The sequence below is a fragment of the Pantoea sp. Cy-640 genome (genome assembly GCF_011752635.1).
GTDB classification, from domain to species: domain Bacteria; phylum Pseudomonadota; class Gammaproteobacteria; order Enterobacterales; family Enterobacteriaceae; genus Pantoea; species Pantoea dispersa.
Window position 1 is genome coordinate 37,931 of record NZ_VWXB01000009.1, and the last position, 21,645, is coordinate 59,575.

Here is a 21,645-nt window from a genome sequence, read left to right on the forward strand (position 1 = left end):
AAATAAAATGAATTCTTTGTCATTTTAACTCTCTGATTGCCTGCTAAGGTTCAATCATGGATTTTTTACATTCCTTCAGGTAAAAAAAACCGAACTCAGTTAAAACTGAGTTCGGCAGTAATTTTCAGAACTAGCAGGTTGAGAATGATATGGGAGCTCAAATCCTACATTATTCCCTATCCTTATAGATTATTCATCGTCTTCATCAGGCCTTTTACCGCTGAAACGACTTCTGATAACCACAAAGAAAACAGGTACGAAATAAATTGCAAGAAGTGTTGCAGCAACCATTCCGCCAATCACACCTGTACCTACAGCATTTTGCGCACCAGAGCCGGCGCCGGTGCTGATTGCCAGTGGCAGAACGCCAAGAATAAATGCAAGAGATGTCATCAGAATAGGCCTAAGGCGCATACGTGCCGCCTCTAGGGTTGCTTCGACAATGCCTTTACCCTCTTTTTCAGTCAGATCTTTTGCGAACTCAACAATAAGAATGGCGTTTTTTGCAGCTAAACCGATTGTTGTAAGCAGCCCGACGACAAAATAAACATCATTGCTCAAGCCTCTAAGCGTTGTTGCGGCGAGAGCGCCGATTACGCCCAGTGGCACAACTAACATTACTGAGAAGGGTATTGACCAGCTTTCGTAAAGTGCAGCAAGGCACAGGAACACAACAATCAGCGATAGAGCATACAAAGCAGGGGCCTGATCACCAGATAAACGCTCCTGATAAGACATACCCGTCCAGTCATACCCTATACCGTCAGGTAACTGAGATGAAAGTTGCTCCATTAAAGCCATTGCTTCGCCTGAGCTTTTGCCAGGAGCAGGCTGACCTAATATTTCCACCGATGAAAGACCATTATATCGTTCAAGTCGTGGTGAACCATAAACCCACTGTGCTGTTGAGAAACTGGAAAAGGGCACCATTTTTCCGTTACTGGCACGGACGTACCAATCACCCATATCTTTAGGCATCATGCGGTAAGGTGCATCACTCATGACATACACCTTCTTGACCCTGCCGTGATCTATAAAATCGTTGACGTAGCTTCCACCCCAGGCAGCACTGAGCGTGGAATTAATGTCATCTAAAGATACGCCAAGTGCAGTCGCTTTTTCCTGATCAATATTAATTTTATATTGTGGATTATCTTCCATGCCATTAGGCCTAACAGCCGTGAGTACATCAGGATGCTGTCGAGCCAGATCCAGAAGCTTATTGCGTGCTTCAATCAGCTGGTCATGACCTAAGTTCGCCTGATCGATCAACTCAAAATCGAAACCGGTGGCATTACCCAAGGCAATGATTGGTGGGAGGTTAAAGGCAACGACAGTACCGTCAACAATGCTTGAAAAAGCCTTAGTTGCACGGCTAACAATTGCATCTACTTTGTTTGCCTCGCCATCGCGCTGATCCCAGTCCTTAAGACCCACAAAGGCAATACCAACGTTTTGACCACGTCCTGCGAAACCAAACCCATTCACTGTCAGAACGTTTTCAACATTTGATTTTTCTTTAGTGAGGTAATAATCATTAATCTGATCAAGAACTTTTTGAGTTCGCTCCTGAGTTGCACCCGCTGGTAGTATGGCCTGTGTAGCGAAGACACCCTGATCCTCGGCTGGTAAAAACGAAGTTGGAAGTCGCATAAACAGCACTGCCATACCAGCAACAATAACTCCATAAATTACCAGATATCTTCCGGATTTATGTAACATCCGTCCAACAGACGAAGTGTAGTGCTCTGCACTTTGATCAAATTTGCGATTGAACCATCCAAAAAAGCCACGCTTTTTCCCGTGTTCACCTGGTTTAGATGGTTTAAGGATAGTGACACACAGAGCCGGCGTAAGAATCAATGCGACGAGAACCGACAGCGCCATTGCAGATACAATCGTCACTGAAAACTGTCTGTAAATTACACCGGTACTGCCGCCAAAAAATGCCATTGGCACAAACACAGCTGAAAGCACCAGTGCAATTCCGACAAGAGCACCCTGAATCTGTTCCATTGATTTACGCGTTGCGGCTTTTGGTTTAAGTCCCTCCTCAGCCATGACGCGTTCGACGTTCTCTACAACGACGATGGCATCATCTACCAACAGCCCTATCGCGAGTACCATACCAAACATGGTCAGCGTGTTAATCGAGTAACCAAACATAGCGAGAATGCCGAACGTACCCAAAAGCACTACTGGCACGGCGATAGTGGGAATCAATGTCGCACGAAAACTCTGCAAGAAGAGGTACATTACCAGGAACACGAGGATAATGGCCTCGGCCAGCGTTTTGACAACCTCATGGATTGAAATATTGATAAACGGAGTCGTATCGTATGGATAGACGACTTTCATACCCTGAGGAAAGTATGGCTGGAGTTGTGCGATTTTTGCCCTGATAGCTTTGGCCGTATCCAGAGCATTAGCGCCAGTCGCTAACTGTATTCCCAAAGCTGAAGCCGGTTTACCGTTAACTTTTACAACAAAATTGTAGTTTTCGCCCCCGCGTTCAATTCTTGCCACATCGTGCAAACGTACCTGGGAACCATCAGAGTTAACTTTCAGCAGAATATTGCCAAATTCTTCAGGAGAAGTGAGACGTGTCTGAGCAATTATCGAAGCATTAAGCTGCTGACCTTTTACCGGTGGAGCCCCTCCCAACTGTCCTGCTGCAATCTGCGCATTTTGTGTTTCAATCATGCTCATCACATCAACAGGTGTAAGCTGGAAATTATTCAGCTTATTAGGATCCAGCCAGATACGCATAGCGTACTGAGAGCCGAATAAGGTTGAATCACCGACACCATTAATACGGCTTAATGGGTCTTTAATGTTAGATCCTACATAATCAGCAATATCTTCCATGCTCATTTTACCTGTTTCGTCTACAAAAGCCGGCACCAGGAAGAATGTGCTTGAGGATTTACGTACGGTTATGCCTTGCTGCTGCACTTCTTGTGGTAAAAGTGGGGTAGCAAGTTGTAGTTTATTCTGAACCTGTACTTGAGCGATATCAGCGTCTGTTCCGTTTTGGAAGGACAGCTTTAATTCAAGCGTACCGGATGAGTCGCTTGTTGATGACATGTACATCAGGCCATCAAGGCCGCTCATGTTTTGTTCAATAACCTGAGTTACTGTATTTTGCAGTGTCGTTGCATCAGCACCCGGATAAGTAGCCCTTATCTGAATAGCCGTTGGTGCAACATCAGGATACTGTTCAACAGAAAGCCGCATTATTGAAATGCCGCCCGCAAGCATGACGATAATCGCCAGTACCCACGCAAAGATAGGGCGATCGATAAAGAATCTGGACATCAGTTGGCAGTTCCTTTCGGAGAAGCGGAGTTTTGCTCTGACAGAGGCACGGGGTCAACTTGTTCACCGGATTGGGCTCGCTGAAGCCCGGAAACAATAACTCGTTCACCCGACTGAATACCTCCCGTCACAAGCCATTTATCACCTTCTGTCTCTAAGACCGAGATGGTGCGAACTTCAACCTTGTTGTCGCTGCCGACGACAAGAGTGGTCGCATCACCGCGTGGTGTCCGTGTAACAGCTTGTTGAGGGATGAGAAGGGCACTCGGATTAATTCCTTCATCGAGCTTTGCACGCACAAACATACCAGGTAATAAAGAATGCTCAGGATTTGGGACAATCGCGCGGAGAGTTATAGAACCGGTTGTCTGGTCAACGGTTACATCAGAAAAAGCTAATGTGCCCTTATGGGAATAAACTGAGCCGTCACCCATAATGACACTGACTTCTGCCTTGCCATTATTTTGATGGATGCGACCTGAGGCCATTTCCTGCTGAAGGCGTAGGAAATCCTGACTGGACTGGGTTACATCGACATACATAGGATCAAGTTGCTGAACCGTCGCTAGCGCATCGGTCTGACCACTTTGAACCAATGCACCTTCAGTCACAGAAGATCGCCCAATCCGCCCTGCAATAGGGGAATTGATTGAGCTCCAGTTAAGATTAATGCGGGCGCTGTTTAACTGTGCTTTAGCTGCCTCAACATTTGCTGAAGTCTGTGCAGCAGTTGCATCCGCCTGATCTAAGTCCTGGCGGCTAATGTATTGTGTTCCGGCGAGAGATTTATATCGCTTGAGTGTAGTCTGAGCGATTCGGGCATTTGCTTCAGATTCCGCCAGTGCGGCGTGGGCATTATCAAATGCTGCCTGAAATGGCGCGGGATCTATTTGATAAAGGCTCTGGCCCGCTTCTACATCACTCCCCTCTGTAAATTCCCGCTTGAGTACCAGTCCAGATACCTGGGGACGAACCTCTGCCACTCTGAAGGCAGAGGTTCGTCCAGGCAATTCGGTGGTGACGGGAATCGATTGAGAATGTAAAGCCATGACTTCAACTTTTGGAGGGGTCTGCGTTTGAGTCTGATTGCCAGCGGTGTTATCACAACCCGAAAGACCTAGTGCTACTAAAGAGCACAAAATAGCGCCTGGTATAGGCGCCAATTTAATGGGCATTACGTCTATTCCTCGTAAATAAAAAACTACATTGAAGTAGTAAAGTTCTGGGTGTTAACTCGACGAAATCTTGCAGGAGGTAAATTGTATTTTCTAACAAAGGAACGCGTGAATGACTGCTGGGAATCGTATCCGTACTTAACCGAAATATCGATTACAGTTTCCTGACTGACTAAAAGGTCTTTTGCAGCAGATTCAAGTTTTCTGTCACGGATATAATGACCAAGACTGATATTCATTATTCTATGAAACATCCTTTGAAGGTGCCATTTCGAGTATCCAGAACGTGTTGCCACATCTTCAATTTTTAATGGGCTATGGATATTGCTTTTTATCCATTCCGCAAGTTCATAAACTATCTTTTCATGACGTTCCATAATTCCACCTATTTATTACTCTGGTTTAAAGACGAAACAAATGAAAGCAATGAAATGCCAGGGTTCGATATTTCAAAACGGAAATGGATTGTACGAAAGCGCTCTCTGCTTTATCTCGTCTTATGCAAATTATTTATAGATTTCAGCGACACCAAACATTTTGTTTTCTCCTCCAGCCGAAATTATTTTGAAGGATTTTGCTCCTTCCGATTCAGCCTTATCAGAAAGCTTTTGAGTTAAATCATCAAGTGAGTAGGCGCCGCTAGCAGAAACAGTTCCAATTTTACTCCCAGAACTGTCCTGAGTTACCTCGGCAGCATATGTGCCGGTAACGAAAGCAAGAGCTGGTAGAGTTACAAAAAGATTTTTAAGCTTTTTCATAATCACCTCATTTGATTGTAAGTTAATCAATATCTCTCAAGTACGGGTTAAGAGTAACATTACAAGATACATATTATTAGTCACCAGAATCAGATAGACTTTATGACTGTGTTTCATGAATCATGTCCCATATTGAGAATCTCCTCGCTTAGGACATGCTACAGAGTGATCCAAGTCAAAGTTCGGCAGGTTTTTTTCCTAAGATATGTGAAATTACGACATATATTTCATAGTGTTTATGATAGTTTCATGTACTAACTTTCTGGATGATGAGGGCTCCATGCTCAAAGAGAATTTCAGCGATCTTGTCTATCTTGTCATGGTCGCAAGAGAACGCAGTTTCACTAAAGCGGCTGCGAAGCTTGGGGTATCCCAATCGGCATTGAGCCACGCAATGCGGGGTCTTGAAGAGCGACTCAAAACCCGGCTCCTGACCCGAACAACAAGAAGCGTTGCACCCACCGAAGCGGGTGAGCAACTTATTGAATATATTGCTCCACTAATGTCTGATATTGAAAAAGCACTTTACGATCTTACGGAGCACCACACTTCTACGGCCGGAAATATACGAATCACTGCAGGTGAACATGCTCTTCACTCAACTCTGTGGCCATTGCTTGAACCATTCCTTAAGGCCTACCCAGATGTAAACATTGAGCTGTCTGTTGATAACACTCTCACGGACATAGTCAGTGGGCGTTTTGATGCAGGCGTACGACTCGGTGAATCGGTCGAAAAGGATATGGTAGCGGTAAGGATTGGACCAGACTGGAAAATGGTAGTAGTTGCATCTCCGGATTTTTTTGAAACCAATGGAACACCCAAAACTCCTTATGAACTACAAAACTTTAATTGTATAAATATGAGACTGCCCACTCTGGGAGGCCTTTACAGCTGGGAGTTTACTAAAGACGATAAAGACATAAGAGTTAAGGTCGAAGGCCAGCTCATTTTTAATAATTTGAAATCCCGAATTGAAGCCGCTCTTAGCGGCATGGGTATCGCCTACGTACCGGAAGATTCAGTTAAAGAATACATTGATAATGGATCTCTGGTGAGCATACTTACTGACTGGTGTGAACCATTCAGTGGCTATTACCTCTATTATCCAAGCAGGAAGCAGCATACGGCAGCCTTTTCAAAATTGTTGGAGGCGGTTCGACTGAATGGTTAATTAGACAGTACGCTTTAGAATTCAATGTTTAAGCGATTAAATTATGAAAGAGTTCGTCAACTTGATGCTTTAGGTAAAGTTGTTATCAATTTACTTTGACCCTGACCCCGAATATGATCCAGTCATAATCAGGAATAACCGGCTTCAGGTTGGTTGCTAATTCTGGCAACCGGCAGATTTTTCGGCGAATTCGGATGGGGTCATCCAGCCCAGCGCAGAATGAGGGCGACTCTGGTTATAGTGTATGCGCCAGGCCTCGATTTTGCATCGCGCATCCTCCAGAGACATGAACCAGTTCTCGTTCAGGCACTCCTGACGCAGCCTGCCGTTGAACGACTCTACTGTGGCATTATCCGTGGGCGTGCCTGGCCGTGAGAAGTCAATCCGGATATCACGTTCGTACACCCACTTATCCAGCATTTTTCCTGCAAATTCAGAGCCATTGTCTGTTTTCAGTAGTTGCGGTAACGGACGTCTCAACGCGAGGCTGTCCAGCATTTCAGCCACTTCTGAAGAGCGCAGGTTCTGGCCTACGCAGATCCCCAGACACTCACGCGTATAAAGATCTATTACCGTCAGCAGGCGGAGACGGCGACCGTCAAACAACGCATCGGAGACAAAATCCATCCCCCATACGTGATTGGGATACAGTCCCTGCGGCTGTGGGCTGACGTTTCAGCGCAGATTTATTACGGCGGGGGCGTTTAAGCCGGAGCGATAACCCCTGCTCGCGGTAAAGCCGGTAAATGCGCTTGTGATTATCGCGCCAGCCTTCCCGTTTCAGCATGACGTGGACCCTGCGGTAGCCATAGTGGACGCGGGTTTCGGTTATTTCCCTGATGCGCAGTCGCAGCGCGCTGTCATCTGCCGCAACGGAGCGGTACCGGAACGAACTGCGGCTGACCTGCAGCGCAAAGCAGACCTGTCTTTCACTGGCACCGTAGCGGGTCTGCAAGTCCCTGACCCATTCGCGCAGGCGTGCCAGCGTCAGCTCTTTTTTGCCAACACGTCCTGCAGCATGGCCTTGTCGAGGCTCAGATCGGCAACCAGCTTCTTCAGGCGAAGGTTTTCCTCTTCGAGCTGCCGCATATGCTTCAGTTCTGAAGGAGAAATCCCGCCGTACTTTTTGCGCCAGGTATAAAACGTGGCGTCGGAGATACCCAGCTTGCGGCAGACTTCCGGCACGGACGTACCCAGCTCAGCCTGCTTCAGGGCAAAGACAATCTGCTCTTCGGTGAATCGTGACTTTTTCATCGGCACAACCTCCGCTCAGGGGAGTCATTATCATGCCGGAATTCTGTTTCTGAATGGAGCAGGATTTCGGGTCAGGGTCAACTTTTTATTGAATTCGCTGCATAAAGCCTCGTGTTATTTTTTACTGACAATTACTCAAGAAAGCACGGGGTTTATGCTTTAACTATCATTGTTTGGTAGTAATTTTGAAGTCATATCTGTTTAACTTGAACTGCGACTTCATCCTTAAGTGGTGTGAACTTTATTCATGAGTAAGGATCATAGAGTCTTACTTTATTTCATTGAAGTATTCATTAGCACTTAGGTCTATATTATCTCTGAGGCACAGAAGGTCACGCTACAGTGGCGGTCGTCACTATCAATCTATGAGCGATACATGATCAACTGTGAATTTTATTTAGAGTTTTATTAGTACGAGGTGACGGCATGAAAGAGTTGATTGTTGTAATTGGTGCAGGTTCTATTGGCCAAGCTATCGCAAGAAGAGTCAGTCAGGGTAAAACAATCTTACTGGCTGATTTACATGTTGAAAACGCCGAAGCTGCAGCGAAAGTATTGAGAGATTCCGGTTTCAATGTAACAACCACACACGTCGACGTATCGTCCCGTCAATCGATTTTATCTCTTGTAAATTTGGCAAGCAAAGCAGGCAGTGTTAAAGGCGTTATTCATGCTGCGGGGGTTTCTCCATCACAGGCTTCGCCTCAAACAATTCTGCAGGTAGATCTCTATGGTACCGCAGTTGTAATCGAGGAATTTGGCAAAATAATCGAACAAGGTGGTTCTGGCATTGTCATCGCCTCACAATCAGGACATCGCTTACCGCCACTGCCAGTGGAACAGAATGAAGCGCTAGCCACCACGCCAACAGAGGAGCTTCTGTCCTTATCATTTTTGAAAGAGGATACGATAACTGATTCTCTTCTGGCCTATCAGTATTCCAAACGAGGCAATTCACTCCGCGTGATGGCCGAGGCGAATAAATGGGGTAAAAGGGGAGCCAGATTAAATACAATCAGTCCGGGAATAATCTTTACCCCTCTTGCGAATGATGAGCTGTCTGGACCACGGGGAGCTGGGTACCGGAACATGCTGGAACGCTCGCCTGTTGGTCGGGGAGGAACTCCTGACGAAGTTGGTGCTGTAGCCGCCCTGTTGATGGGACCAGAAGGGACATTTATAACCGGCAGTGACATTCTAATGGACGGTGGTGTTACCGCCTCCTACTGGTATGGTGATTTAAAACCTGATCAATGACAGTAAAGAGGCCACTGGTCATCTGGTGGCCTCCTGTTCTGCACAACTTCAGGATAAGACAGCCGAAGCCCTTGCTTTAAGCGTATCAAGTACTATCTGAAAAGCGGGTGAAATAAACCGGCGATTAGGATAGTAGATGTGATAGCCCGCAAAGGGTTCACACCACTCCTCTAAAGATTGTATTAACGTCCCGTTGCTGATCGCCTGTTCAACCATATCTTCCATAACCATTGCCCAACCTAGTCCAGACAGGGCAGCACTCAATGCTGAATGCATGTTATTAACAGTATATTGTCCATCCACTCGTACCTGTAAATCCCGTCCGTCTTTCGAAAACTCCCATATATATTTTCCACCAGAACTGGGGAAGCGAAGGTTGATACAAGAGTGCTGAGTCAGTTGCTGAGGGTGGGTAGGTTTACCAAATTTGAGAACATACTGAGGTGAAGCCACCACGGCCATTCTTAATTCGGGACCAATCCTTGACGCGATCATATCCAGCGCAATTTGTTCTCCAAGTCGTATTCCTCCATCAAACCTTTCGCCAATGATGTCGGTAAAAGAAGAGTCAATGGACAGCTCTACTTTTATATCTGGATACAGGAGCATCACTTCTTCGATAGCTGGCCAAATCAGGGTTTCTGCTGAGTGTTGGCCAGCGGTAATCCTAACTGTCCCGGCAGGCTTATCGCGATACTGGCTTAAAAACTGTAATTGATTATCAATATCACTAAATGCCGGCCGCAAGGTGTTTATCAGCTGTTCTCCCGCTTCAGTCGGGGAAACATTTCGAGTGTTTCTTGTCAGTAATCTTACCCCAAGACTCTCTTCCAATCTCCTGATCGTCTGGCTTAAGGATGGTTGTGATGTTGAAAGCCTGGCTGCTGCACGGGTGAAACTTCTCTCATCTGCTACCACCAGAAAAGCAGCTAAATCGGCAAGTTGGTCTCTAAGCATTTATAAATCTCAGATATAGGTTTAGTAAAAATATTGCGTATTATCATCTTAATCACTTGCTTATACAATGTGTTCATTCCGTAACCATGCATCACAAATTCATCTCAGTGACCGTGTGGTTGAACATAGCTAAGTATGATTGGAGCTGGTAAATGTTAAATGAAATCGTATGTATAATCGGTGCTGGTGGGATTGGTCAGGCTATTGCTCGTCGTCAGGGCTTTGGTAAGACAGTTCTTCTTGCAGACCATAATGAAGAGACGCTAAGTGCTGCATCTCTTGAATTAAGCCAAGCGGGCTATCAGGTCAAATCCTGTCCTGTGGACGTTACCTCACGGAGTTCAGTTAAAAATCTGGTTCTCTTCGCCCAGTCTCTGGGAAGCGTGGTACAGGTAGTTAACACCGCAGGACTTTCTCCGAATATGGCTCCGGTAGAAAAGGTACTCGAGGTTGACCTTTACGGCGCAGCAGTTGTTTTTGAAGAGTTTGAAGCTGTTATTGCTCAGGGGGGGGCTGGATTGATCATATCAAGCATGGCCGGACATATGATGCCTGCTTTGACTCCTGAACAAGACAACGCTTTGGCGTTCACTCCAACTGAAAAGCTGCTTGAATTGCCTTTCCTGCAGAAAGATGCCGTACCAAATACTTTGGTGGCTTACATGATTGCTAAGCGTGCCAACCATCTGCGAGTTCAGGCATCTGCGGTGACATGGGGTGAGAAGGGCGCTCGCGTAAATTCAATCAGCCCAGGGGTTGTAGTAACGCCCCTCGCACGTCATGAACTTGAATCTGATATCGGGGACATTTACAGGGCAATGGTTGATGCTTCTGCTGTAAAAAGGATGGCACCGCCTGAAGAAATCGCTATTGCAGCCTCTTGGTTGCTCGGCCCTGATGCTGGTTTTATTACAGGAAGCGATTTGCTGATTGATGGTGGTGTCATCGCGGCTATGCGCGCTGGAAAATTACAAACACCTGGTTAAGTTCAATTTCAAAAAACTTTATAAGGGAGATATTCTCCCTTAAGGTATTGTATGAAAAAAATACTTATTCTTGGTGCGGCGGGTTCTCTTGCCAGAGTAACCGCTGACTACTTAAGTAAAAACCATGATATAGAGCTCACGCTTTTTTTACGAAATAGTTATCGGTTAAAAAGTAAATCCTCTGAAAACGTTAAAATATTAGAGGGAGATATCAGGGACTTTGATGCCTTATGTTCAGCCATGATCAATAAGGACATTATTTATGCTAATCTTAGTGGTGACTTAAAAGAATACGCAGAAATTATTCTAAAAGCCATGAAGATTACAAAGGCCAAAAAGCTAATATTCATAAGTTCTATGGGGATTTATGATGAGGTTCCTGGTAATGATTATGGTGATATTCTTAAACCATATCGTGAAGCTGCCGGAACGATTGAAAATTCAGATGTAAGTTATGTGATTATCAGACCTGCTTGGTTTATTAATGGTGATGATATAAACTATCAAGTTACTCATAAGGGTGAGCCATTTATAGGTGAGCAAGTTACGCGGCTCAGCATTGCTCACTTGATTGAAAAAATAGTCTTAAATCCTGACGATTACATCAGAGTCAGCTTGGGTGTTTCTCAGTGTAATTGAGTAAAAATTTCTGGTAGTTGTCTTCAGCGACACCCTCATCGAGAGTGTCGCTTTACTATTTGAATGCTGAATTTCGATAATTCAGAGTTATTTTCAAGCAAGAGGATATGACAGGTCATTTAGATGCTATGATAAAAAGATTGTGTGATTTTAGCTTAATGGTTTTCAAGGTGTCACTCCAGTTACTATATTTTAATCTTAATGTATATTGATGGGTTGATTTATTAATATCTTGATTTGCTAGATAAGTAAAAATCACAATCGTATTTCATCAATAAAAAGCTGAAAGGCCGCTGAATTTTGCTTTCTGCTGGGATAATACAAATGGAATCCAGGGAAAGAGGGTGTCCAGTTGGTTAAGATTTGTATGAGTCTCCCATTGTCTAAAAACTCCTCAATTGACTCTTTTAACAAACAAACTATTCCTAAATCACGCAATGCACAACCAGCGGCAAAAGCGGCATTATTGCAGATAATGGAACCCCCGACTTTTACTTTAAATGGCTTCCCTCCTTCCTCAAATTCCCAGCTATATATTATTCCAGAAGATACCATTCTCAGATTGATACAGTTGTGATTAATAAGATCAGCAGGAGATGCAGGCTCTCCATGTTTTTTTAAGTATTCAGGAGTTGCTGCGATAACCATCTGGCTCTCACCTCCAATTCTTACCGCGATCATATCTCTTTCAACTTGGTCATCAAGTCTTATGCCAGCATCATATTCCATTTCTATAATATCAATCATTTGAGACGTTGCATTCAGTTCAAAGTTTATTTCAGGATATTTTTCATTGAACCTCTCCAGTGCTGGGAGGATAAAAGTTGTAGCAGCGAAATTTGTAGAAGTGACTTTTATATTTCCTTTTGGCTGACCTCTTATATCTTCAAATGATTCTATTAAACCCTCAATGTTTAATACTGCTGGTTTCTGTGTTTCCAGGAGGCGCGATCCTGCCTCGGTACACGATACATTACGCGTTGTACGGTTGAGGAGCCTCACACCTAAATTACTTTCTAACTTTTTTATTGCATGGCTAATGGCACTCTGAGATATTCCAAGTACAGCGGCAGCACGCGTAAAACTACGTTCTTCAGCCACTGCCATAAAAGTCAAAAGATCACCCATCTCTTCTCGTTTCATCCAATCCTCATTAATCTGTCTGGCTAGCTCGTTATCATATCAGAAGAGTATGACTTACAAGAATTCAGTTTGAAATCAGCAAGTTAATTCATGAATTTCTTTCATAGACTTAATTATTTATAACCATTTAATTTTCAATAAATAAAGCATTAATCTAAAAGACCTAAAAGTGAACGTATGGTGAGGAACTAATGATTAAATCAGTAAAAGCTATCGGTACCGACTCTTCTGCTAATCCACTTCATACTTTCAACATTCAGCGCCGTGGGTTGCTGACGGATGATGTAGAAATGGAAATCCTATACTGCGGTATTTGCCATTCCGATCTACATCAGGTCAAGGATGATTTTGGCGCAACAACATTCCCAGTTGTTCCCGGTCATGAAATCGTTGGACGTGTAACTGCTGTTGGCAGTGATGTTACGAATTTCAAAGTTGGTGACTATGCCGCAGTCGGTTGTATTGTTGACTCCTGCGGAAGCTGTCCTGCTTGCGAACGTGATCTGCAGCAATTTTGCGAGAACGGTACCACACTCTCTTTCAACACCCCTGATAAACATCTGGGTGGCATGACCTATGGCGGATTCGCTAAAACGTATGTTTGCAAAGAGCGTTATACGCTTAAGATGCCTGATTTTGCAGATATGGCAGCTGCTGCTCCGCTGCTGTGTGCAGGTATTACCGTTTACTCTCCTCTTAAACACTGGAAGGCCGGAGCTGGCAAAGTTGTTGGTGTGTTAGGGATTGGTGGCCTTGGTCATGTTGCAATTCGCATTGCTCGCGCGATGGGCGCACATGTCGTTGTTCTCACAACATCTCAGGCAAAAATTGAGGATGCGCAGCGTCTGGGAGCACATGAAGCCGTCCTGACATCTGATGCTGAGCAGATGAAAAAATTCGCAGGTAAGATCGATATTATTATCGATACTGTTTCAGCTAAGCACGATATCAATGCATATTTAAAACTTCTGGCTATTGACGGTACCGTAGTACTTGTTGGTCTTCCACCAGAACCGTTTGAAGTGGGTGCATTTAACATTGTTAAAGGAAGACGCAGCTTTGCGGGTTCTAATATTGGTGGAATTGATGAAACTCAGGAGATGCTTGAATTCTGTGCTGAACATAATATTACCGCGGATATTGAACTGGTTGATGCTGATAAGGTTAATGAAGCCTTTGAAAGACTTGAAAAAGGTGATGTTAAGTATCGATTTGTCGTGGATATGTCTACATTGAACTAAAATCCTTATCCAGTCGGATTTGGTATTTGCAGGCCATCAAGCGTTTTTAATGATGGCCTTAATCCGATCTCGAATTACTTCACCAAGCACAATCCACTCAGTTAATAGCACATCTTTGCATTTATTTTTTCAATCTATTCGTGAGTTTTGCTCATAGAGGCATTCTGCTGGCGGGTATTCCACATTTCACTATCCTTTGTAAGGATTAAAAATTTCCCTTCTTTCCGCCTTTTGTGAGCGTTGTACTACCAATGGGAGCGCATACCGATGGAACTGCACATCAACAATAAGACCTACCAAACTGATGCTGAAGCGGACACGCCACTGCTATGGGTGATACGTGATGATCTGGCTATGACGGGTACCAAGTACGGCTGCGGCCTGGCGCAATGTGGGGCATGTTCAGTGATGATCGACGGACAGGTTGTTCGTTCCTGCAGCACTCCGGTGGAGAAAGCGGTGGGTAAACAGATCACCACCATCGAAGCCATTGAAAGTGATGATATAGGCAAGCGGCTGGTGGATGCGTGGATCAAATATCAGGTACCCCAATGTGGCTATTGCCAGTCGGGTCAGGTGATGGCAGCAAGGGCACTGTTGCAACATAATCCACATCCTTCCGAGGAGGAGATTGCCGCCGCCATGGTGAACCTGTGTCGTTGCGGAACCTACAACGCCATCCGTGCGGCGATTCATGAAGTCGCTGGCTTGGAGGCGAAAGCATGATTCGCTTTGCAGAAACTGTCGAAACACTGGGCGAGCAGCCCGCGAATCTCTCACGTCGCCGCTTTTTACTGGCCAGCAGCAGCCTGGCCGGTGCTTTTGTGCTGGGCGTAGGTTTACCCATTGGTGAAGGGCGAGCGCAATCTGCCGACGTTTCTCTGCCTCCCGGCACGCGTGTGCCAGCCTTCCTGGAAATTCGCCCCGATAACTCTATCAAATTCCTTTCGCCTTTTGTTGAAGGTGGACAAGGGATCTTTACCGCCATGGCGCAAATTGTCGGGGAAGAACTGGATGCCGATCCCGCTACCTTTGTGGTTGAGAATGCGCCCGCGGGTTCGCAATACAAGGTAATGGACAGTGGAATGCGCATCACCGGGGGCAGCCAGTCTGTTCGTTCCAGCTATACCACGATGCGGCGGTTGGGTGCGCTGGCGCGACAGATGTTATTGCAGGCCGCGGCGGCGGCGCTCTCCGTGCCGGTTGATCAACTGCACACTGAACCGGGACGTGTCATTCATGCCTCCTCTGGTCGCTCCCTCACTTATGGAGAACTGGCTGAGCGTGCGCGCGATTTGCCGGTGCCGTCGCCTGAAACAATAAAGCTTAAAGATCCCACACAGTTTCGCTGGATCGGTAAGCCAGTTCAGCGTCTGGACATGCATGAAAAATCTACCGGACAGGCCATTTACACCATTGATTGCCGGGTTGATGACATGCTGCACGCGGCCGTTCAGCATGCGCCACGACTGGGGCTGACAGCGGGCGACATCCGTAATCTGCTGCAGGTGCAAGGCATGAAAGGCGTACATTCAGTCCATGTGCTGACTGGCGCGGTTGCCGTGGTCGCTGAACGGTGGTGGCAAGCCAAACGCGCGGCCGAAACGCTCCAGGTTGCCTGGCAAGAGCCGCAAACGCCAGATGCGAATTACATGCCTGCCGATTTCTCCACTGAGGCGTTTGCTGCAGCACTGGCGCAGGAGCCCGGCAACGGTGAGGATGCGGAAGTGAAAGGGGATTTCGCCCAAGGGATGTCAGCGGCGAAAACGACGCTTAGCGCGACCTATCACAGCCAATATCTCAATCACGCTCAGCTGGAGCCGCCGTCAGCTCTCGCGCGTTTTAATGACGATGGCACGCTGGAATTGTGGATCCCCAATCAGGCCCCGGAGATGTTTCAGGCGGATATCGCTAAGCGCACTGGCCTGACACCAGAAAACATCATCATACACTCGCCGCTGCTCGGTGGATTTTTTGGTCGCCACTTTGTTTATGACACAGCGATGGTCTATCCCCAGGCGATTCAGCTGGCTAAAGCGGTGGGCCGTCCCGTCAAACTGATTTGGAGCCGTGAAGAGGAGTTTTTGCGTGATACACACAGGCCTATGGCTGCCGTTCGCTTTCAGGCAGGGCTGGATGCGCAAGGCTACCCGGTTGCACTGGAGGCCATAAGTATATGCGAGGGACCTACCGAAGGAATAGCCGGTAAACACGCTAGCAAACTGGATCCCACGGCGGTGGAGGGACTGGCAGGGAAATCCTACGCGATTCCTAACGTGCGCATCGCGCAGATTTATAAGAAGGGTCCGGTCAAACTCGGTTACTGGCGGTCAGTGGGCAACTCGATGAATGATTTTCTTTATGAGTGCTTCCTCGACGAAATTGCCGATCACAGCAAACTCGATCCCTTTGCCTTGCGTCTGCATTTGCTACAGGGCAACGAACGTTTAACCACTTTGCTGAATGCGGTGGCAGAGCTTTCAGGTGGCTGGCAGGCAGGGCCCTACACGGCGGCTGATGGTACTCGTCGTGCACGCGGTGTGGCGATGGCCTCGCCGTTTGGCACTGAAGCGGCCGCCATTGCTGAAGTGTCGATCGAAAACGGTCAGGTCACTGTGCATCAGATATGGGAAGCCATTGATCCCGGCAGCATTGTCAATCCAGCGATAGTTGAGGCGCAGGTTAACAGTGCCGTGGCGCTAGGGTTATCACAGGTTCTGCTGGAAGAAAGTGTGTATGAGAAAGGGCAGCCGGTAGCGCGTAACTACGATATGTATCCCATCTTGCCACCATCACGTATGGCGCAGGTGCACGTACGTATCGTGGAGAGCGGCGCAAAAATGGGTGGTATCGGTGAACCGCCGCTGCCTGCGGTGCCTCCCGCCGTGGCGAATGCGGTGTCCCGACTGACTGGCGAGCGCATCCGCGCCATGCCTCTCTCTCGCTTTACCTTCAGCTGACGGGAATAAACCATGAAACTAAAAAGGTTTGGGCTGATATCAGCTGTCATCGTTTGCGTGGCTGTGCTGGCATCGCTTTGGCTCATGCGCACGCCTGCTTCGCATTTTGACGATCAACCCCTGACGCAGACTGCGGCTTCGGCGGACCTGGTGCGCAAAGGCGAATATGTTGCCCGTCTTAGCGATTGTGTCGCTTGCCATAGCACACCTGATGCACCTCCGTTCAGCGGCGGGCTGGCGATGGCCACGCCGGTGGGCAAGATCTTTACCACTAACATCACGCCAGATAACGATACCGGTATTGGTCGCTACACACTGGCTGATTTCGATCGTGCAGTACGCCATGGCGTTGCGCAGGACGGCCATCGGCTCTATCCCGCTATGCCGTTTCCCTCTTATCAGAAGCTGTCCGATGAGGATATTGCCGCGCTGTATGCGTTTATGAAGCAGGGTGTTAAACCGGTTTCTCGCCAGAACATCGCTTCTGAGATTCCCTGGCCATTGAACATGCGCTGGCCGCTGGCATTTTGGAGCGCGGCATTTTCACGTGGCGGACCTTATCAGTCTCAGGAAGGGCATGATGCTTTGTGGAATCGTGGTGCGTATCTGGTTGAAGGTCCCGGTCACTGTGGTAGCTGCCATACGCCGCGCGGGCTGGCATTTAATGAAAACGCTCTGGATGCCAGCAGTCCTGATTACCTGGCGGGGGCATTATTGGACGGCTGGTACGCACCGAGCCTGCGTAATGACGCCAATACCGGCATCAGTCGCTGGAGTGAACAGGATGTGGTAACGTTCCTGAAACAGGGGCGTAACCAGCATGCGGTGGTGTTTGGATCTATGGCTGACGCCTTTAATAACTCGACGCAGTTTATGAATGAAGACGATCTGCGTGCGATTGCGCACTACTTAAAAGCGCTGCCATCGGGCAGTCAAAATGCAGGCAGCAGTTGGCAGTATCAAAATATGGAAAGCACGCTCGCAGATAACCATTCTGGTAGTCAAATTTACACGGCGCGATGCAGCAGCTGTCACGGTGCCGATGGTCGTGGTCAGGCGCCGTGGATCCCACCGCTGGCGGGTGCAACCTCGATGCAAGTGGATTCCGCTTCGGCTATCAATGTGGTCCTGAATGGTTCAGCCCGTATTGTCGCCGATGGCGTGCCAGATGCTTACCGCATGCCACCGTACCGGAAACAGCTGACCGATCAGCAGGCTGCTGAGGTGCTGAATTTTATTCGTACTTCATGGGGGAATCAGGGTGAGAAAGTGGATGCAAAAGCGGTCGGTGAGCTGCGGGGTAAAACAGATCCGGCCAGCAGTAACGTGATTATTTTGCAGATGCGTTAGCCATGAAACTTGCGGTTTTTTGATAAGACGATGAAATGCCAAACGGGAGAACTCCATGCACAATCTTGATGTGCAGGTCATCAGTACTGCGCTGACGTGGGCAGAGGAATCTCCCGTATGGCTCTGTACGGTGCTCAATACCTATGGCTCATCACCGCGGCCGCCGGGCGCAATGATGGTGATCAGAGAAGATGGGCGTTACTGCGGTTCGCTGTCAGGCGGATGTGTGGAGGAGAGCTTTATCGCGCGCATTAGCGATGCGGTGTTCTCCGCTGCTAGCCAAATAGTGCGTTACGGTGAGGGCGGCTTCGCGCCCGATCGCGCGCTGCCCTGCGGTGGCGTGCTGGATATTCTGGTAGAAAAATTGCTGCCCGGCATTGCCGCGACGGACTATCTGCAGCGCATGCAACACGCGATGATCAGTGCCCATTCACTGGAGAAAAGACTGGTATTACCTCATGCCTGCCATGCTGTTAAACCCGGCGCTTATGCGAGTCACACCTTTGCTCAAATCAAGGGGGCTGAAGTGATGTTAACACTGTCTGCTCCGCTCAGAGTGATTATTGCGGGCCTGTCGAACGTCGCGCTGTATTGCGCTAATTTCGCGCTGGCTCTGGGATTCGAAACGCTGGTATGTGAACACCGTGAAGAGGTGCTGCTCAATCTGGCGGGCGAACTGGATAATAGCATCACACTGATCAGGCAATTCCCGGCGGCTTATCTGGAACGAGAGGGCTGCCATCCCGGCACGGCGATCCTTTCACTGACCCACGATCCGCGTATTGACGATCTCACGATGATGGAGGCGGTGAATCTGCCGGCCTTTTACATTGGTGCGATGGGATCGATGAACAACAGCCAGCGACGTAAAGAACGGCTGGTGCGGATTGGCGACTTAGAGCCCCGGCAGGTCAGCAGAATCCATGCACCGGTAGGTATTGATATTGGTAGCAAAACACCCGCTGAAATCGCGCTGTCGATCATGGCGGATATCGTTCGCTATAAAAGTGGTGTGAGCCGATCTGAGGTCGCCACGGCTCATGACGTGAGTACTGCGCATCCATGAACTTGGCCATATTGATAATGGCTGCAGGCTTAAGCCAACGTTTCAAACAGGCACACAGCGGGCATAAATTGCTGGCGTTTCTAAAGGGCAAGTCTGTTCTGCAGCATACGCTTGAGCAGGCACTCGCAAGTAAAATGGATGTCTATGTGGTGTCCCGGCCTGAAGACCGTGACATTCATCTGCTGGCCAGCCGGGCGCACCTGATTAAAGTGGCAAGTGCAGGATTGGGCCACTCCATTGCCGCAGGCGTTGCAGCCACATCACATTATGATGGCTGGTTAATTGTGCTGGCCGATATGCCGTTACTTACCACAGCCAGCTATCTGGCTGTGGGCCGCGCATTGCAGACATCCCCTTTGGTGCGCAGTGAAGTGAACGGGATGCCCGGTCATCCGGTGGGGCTCCAAAAATCGTTTTATGCCGATTTGATTCAGTTAGAGGGTGATAATGGTGCGCGTACGTTGCTCAGCACCCATACCGTAATGCCAGTCAAATTAACCGATCAGGGGTGCCTGCAGGATGTAGATACGCCCGCGATGCTCAGCCTGTTAGCTCAGCGATTATCCGATGGCTAAAGAGGGATCGTAGAGCGGGGGGATAATTACTTCGCTTTGATTGTTGAATTTTGTTCATAAACCTATTCTGATTTGACTACCTTATCAATTAATCCTCACGGTCCTACACTTTTAGCTGCAATCAATGTGGCCGCCCGTTTCAGAGCGGTCATCACCCGAACCCGAACCTGAAGCACGGAGCCTACATAATGAGAATTGCTGCTGCACTCATACTGGCGTTATCTGTCTCAGTGGTTTCTGCAAAGGAGAACACATCGATGATCACTGTCTGGCAAAGTGGTGAAAAACCTTCGGTTAAAGGCAACTCAGAGTATTTCACCGGTACGGTGCGTATTGATGCGCCGTTTCAGGGAAGCGAACCCGCACGTATTGGCGGCGCGACGGTGACCTTTGAACCCTCCGCGCGCACGGCATGGCATACCCATCCGCTGGGGCAAACACTGATTGTGACAGCAGGTCTGGGACGTGTGCAGGAGTGGGGCGGTGAAGCACGTGATATCCGTCCGGGCGATGTTGTGTGGATCCCGGCAGGCGTCAAACATTGGCATGGCGCCGCACCCGAGAACAGCATGTCGCATATTGCTATCGCTGAAGCTGAAAACGGCAAAGTGGTTGAGTGGCTGGAGAAAGTCAGCGATGAACAGTACGGATCTACGGCCTCTCTGTAAGGAGTGAAGGATGATGAAAAGCATCAATGCCTCGTTAATGATGTGCGCTGCGCTTGCCTCATCAGTGAGTCTGGCTGAGGAACCTTCCGAGCCAGAACAGAAAAAATATGTCGCGCTACTGCAAAAACAGACACATCCGTTGACCCTGCAACAAAAAAGTATCGCGGTGATCGCGGCCTACGCCGCGACAGGCAATATTGCCAAACTGAATGACGCGCTAAATCAGGGATTGGATGCGGGCCTGACCCTCAGCCAGTGTCGTGAGGTACTGGTTCAGCTTTATGCTTATGCGGGCTTCCCTCGCAGCCTCAACGCGCTGGGAGAATTGATGAAAGTGATTGATGCCCGTCGCTTACAGGGCAAAGATGATCAGCCAGGTAGCGAGGCCGGGCCGGTTCCAACGCCTGATAACATGCTCGCCGTCGGTACGCGCAATCAGACGGCGCTGGTGGGGAGCCCGGTAAAAGGGCCGCTGTTTGAATTCGCCCCGGCTATCGATCAGTTCCTTAAAGCGCACTTGTTTGGCGATATTTTCGCGCGCGACAATCTGGACTGGAAAAGTCGTGAGTTAGCTACCGTGGGTGCTCTGGCGGGAATGAGCGGTGTCGAGTCCCAACTGCGGTCGCATCTGCGCGTCAGCATGAATGTCGGCTTCGACAAATTACAACTTGCCGAACTCCGGGAGATGTTTGACGCTCAGGGAGAAGAAGCGGTCGCTCAGCGACTTGAAGAAGTAATGAAAGATATAAAATAAAAATTTGGCTCAAAATTTAGTTTTTGAGCCATTAAGTGAATAATCACAAATCTCTTATTCTTTTGAGTTCAAACTTATCATTAGGCCCTTATATTTGGCCTAACCAAGCCAAAGCCAAGTAAAGAATTTACTACGAATCAAACTGGTGAAATCATTGCTAAAAGCTTGATCATGACGCGTTAAATGCGCCCCTTTGACTGAGAATTATCGGCACAGAATGATATTCACTTGTTGTAGTGCTCAGCCGTCTTGCCGTGTTTATCGAAATTGGCATGCGTGGAGTTCATGTAATCAGTGGCTGATTCACACTGACACAAGCATAGATGCTTAAGATCACAGGTGGCAACTTCTTCGTAAAAAAGCATGCAAC

Annotated in this window: 18 protein-coding genes and 1 pseudogene; 12 read left to right on the forward strand and 7 right to left on the reverse strand. The window is 47.9% G+C overall.

Going from position 1 to position 21,645, the window contains the following annotated elements; all coding sequences use genetic code 11:
- Positions 1-189 precede the first annotated feature (189 nt).
- From F3J36_RS19305 to F3J36_RS19320, 4 genes are all read right to left on the reverse strand, one after another.
- Complete coding sequence (locus tag F3J36_RS19305) at positions 190-3,318, reverse strand: efflux RND transporter permease subunit (RefSeq protein WP_166720289.1); 3,129 nt, start codon at positions 3,316-3,318, stop codon at positions 190-192.
- The gene (locus tag F3J36_RS19310) at positions 3,318-4,493 is read right to left on the reverse strand and encodes an efflux RND transporter periplasmic adaptor subunit (RefSeq protein ID WP_166720290.1); all 1,176 of its coding nucleotides are present in this window, start codon (positions 4,491-4,493) and stop codon (positions 3,318-3,320) included. The genes F3J36_RS19305 and F3J36_RS19310 overlap by 1 nt, the downstream gene beginning before the upstream one ends.
- A gap of 26 nt (positions 4,494-4,519) precedes the next feature.
- Positions 4,520-4,870, reverse strand: coding sequence for a helix-turn-helix domain-containing protein (locus F3J36_RS19315; protein WP_166720291.1), 351 nt, complete (start codon positions 4,868-4,870; stop codon positions 4,520-4,522).
- 129 nt (positions 4,871-4,999) lie between these two features.
- Positions 5,000-5,251 carry a YdgH/BhsA/McbA-like domain containing protein gene (locus tag F3J36_RS19320; protein ID WP_166720292.1) on the reverse strand — a complete coding sequence of 84 codons (252 nt, stop codon included), beginning with the start codon at positions 5,249-5,251 and terminating at the stop codon, positions 5,000-5,002.
- A 280-nt stretch (positions 5,252-5,531) separates the two neighbouring features.
- On the opposite strand from F3J36_RS19320, the gene F3J36_RS19325 reads away from it, so the two are divergent.
- Positions 5,532-6,425 (forward strand): LysR family transcriptional regulator, encoded by an 894-nt coding sequence (locus tag F3J36_RS19325; protein ID WP_166720293.1) that lies wholly within the window; start codon positions 5,532-5,534, stop codon positions 6,423-6,425.
- Between the two features lie 156 nt (positions 6,426-6,581).
- Here the strand turns inward: F3J36_RS19325 and F3J36_RS19330 are convergent.
- Positions 6,582-7,679 (reverse strand): annotated as a pseudogene (locus tag F3J36_RS19330) (IS3 family transposase).
- A 426-nt stretch (positions 7,680-8,105) separates the two neighbouring features.
- Here F3J36_RS19330 and F3J36_RS19335 point away from each other — a divergent pair.
- A complete protein-coding gene (locus F3J36_RS19335) occupies positions 8,106-8,936 on the forward strand; it encodes an SDR family oxidoreductase (RefSeq protein WP_166720294.1) in 831 nt (276 codons plus the stop codon).
- 48 nt (positions 8,937-8,984) lie between these two features.
- On the opposite strand, the gene F3J36_RS19340 is transcribed toward F3J36_RS19335, so the two are convergent.
- Positions 8,985-9,893 carry a LysR family transcriptional regulator gene (locus F3J36_RS19340; protein ID WP_166720295.1) on the reverse strand — a complete coding sequence of 303 codons (909 nt, stop codon included), beginning with the start codon at positions 9,891-9,893 and terminating at the stop codon, positions 8,985-8,987.
- A 152-nt stretch (positions 9,894-10,045) separates the two neighbouring features.
- On the opposite strand from F3J36_RS19340, the gene F3J36_RS19345 reads away from it, so the two are divergent.
- Complete coding sequence (locus F3J36_RS19345; protein ID WP_166720296.1) at positions 10,046-10,879, forward strand: SDR family oxidoreductase; 834 nt, start codon at positions 10,046-10,048, stop codon at positions 10,877-10,879.
- A gap of 51 nt (positions 10,880-10,930) precedes the next feature.
- The gene (locus tag F3J36_RS19350) at positions 10,931-11,518 is read left to right on the forward strand and encodes an NAD(P)H-binding protein (RefSeq protein WP_166720297.1); all 588 of its coding nucleotides are present in this window, start codon (positions 10,931-10,933) and stop codon (positions 11,516-11,518) included.
- 255 nt (positions 11,519-11,773) lie between these two features.
- Here F3J36_RS19350 and F3J36_RS19355 read toward each other — a convergent pair whose 3' ends face one another.
- Complete coding sequence (locus F3J36_RS19355) at positions 11,774-12,661, reverse strand: LysR family transcriptional regulator (RefSeq protein WP_166720298.1); 888 nt, start codon at positions 12,659-12,661, stop codon at positions 11,774-11,776.
- A gap of 191 nt (positions 12,662-12,852) precedes the next feature.
- Here F3J36_RS19355 and F3J36_RS19360 point away from each other — a divergent pair, with 191 nt between their 5' ends.
- The 8 genes from F3J36_RS19360 to F3J36_RS19395 all read left to right on the forward strand — a co-directional run bounded on the left by F3J36_RS19360 (position 12,853) and on the right by F3J36_RS19395 (position 21,275).
- The gene (locus tag F3J36_RS19360) at positions 12,853-13,902 is read left to right on the forward strand and encodes an NAD(P)-dependent alcohol dehydrogenase (RefSeq protein WP_166720299.1); all 1,050 of its coding nucleotides are present in this window, start codon (positions 12,853-12,855) and stop codon (positions 13,900-13,902) included.
- Positions 13,903-14,169: 267 nt separating this feature from the next.
- Positions 14,170-14,628, forward strand: a complete 459-nt coding sequence (locus F3J36_RS19365; protein WP_166720300.1) for a (2Fe-2S)-binding protein — start codon at positions 14,170-14,172, stop codon at positions 14,626-14,628.
- 98 nt (positions 14,629-14,726) lie between these two features.
- On the forward strand, positions 14,727-16,862 hold the full coding sequence (locus F3J36_RS19370; RefSeq protein ID WP_371742055.1) for a molybdopterin cofactor-binding domain-containing protein: 2,136 nt from the start codon (positions 14,727-14,729) through the stop codon (positions 16,860-16,862).
- A gap of 84 nt (positions 16,863-16,946) precedes the next feature.
- Positions 16,947-18,212, forward strand: a complete 1,266-nt coding sequence (locus F3J36_RS19375) for a cytochrome c (RefSeq protein WP_247653207.1) — start codon at positions 16,947-16,949, stop codon at positions 18,210-18,212.
- Positions 18,213-18,267: 55 nt separating this feature from the next.
- On the forward strand, positions 18,268-19,278 hold the full coding sequence (locus F3J36_RS19380; protein ID WP_166720303.1) for an XdhC family protein: 1,011 nt from the start codon (positions 18,268-18,270) through the stop codon (positions 19,276-19,278).
- Positions 19,275-19,853, forward strand: a complete 579-nt coding sequence (locus F3J36_RS19385; RefSeq protein ID WP_166720304.1) for an NTP transferase domain-containing protein — start codon at positions 19,275-19,277, stop codon at positions 19,851-19,853. Before F3J36_RS19380 ends, F3J36_RS19385 begins: the two co-directional genes overlap by 4 nt.
- 257 nt (positions 19,854-20,110) lie before the next feature.
- Entirely contained in the window at positions 20,111-20,521 is a 411-nt protein-coding gene (locus F3J36_RS19390; RefSeq protein ID WP_247653208.1) for a cupin domain-containing protein, read from the forward strand.
- A 10-nt stretch (positions 20,522-20,531) separates the two neighbouring features.
- On the forward strand, positions 20,532-21,275 hold the full coding sequence (locus tag F3J36_RS19395) for a carboxymuconolactone decarboxylase family protein (protein ID WP_166720306.1): 744 nt from the start codon (positions 20,532-20,534) through the stop codon (positions 21,273-21,275).
- Positions 21,276-21,645: the final 370 nt, after the last annotated feature.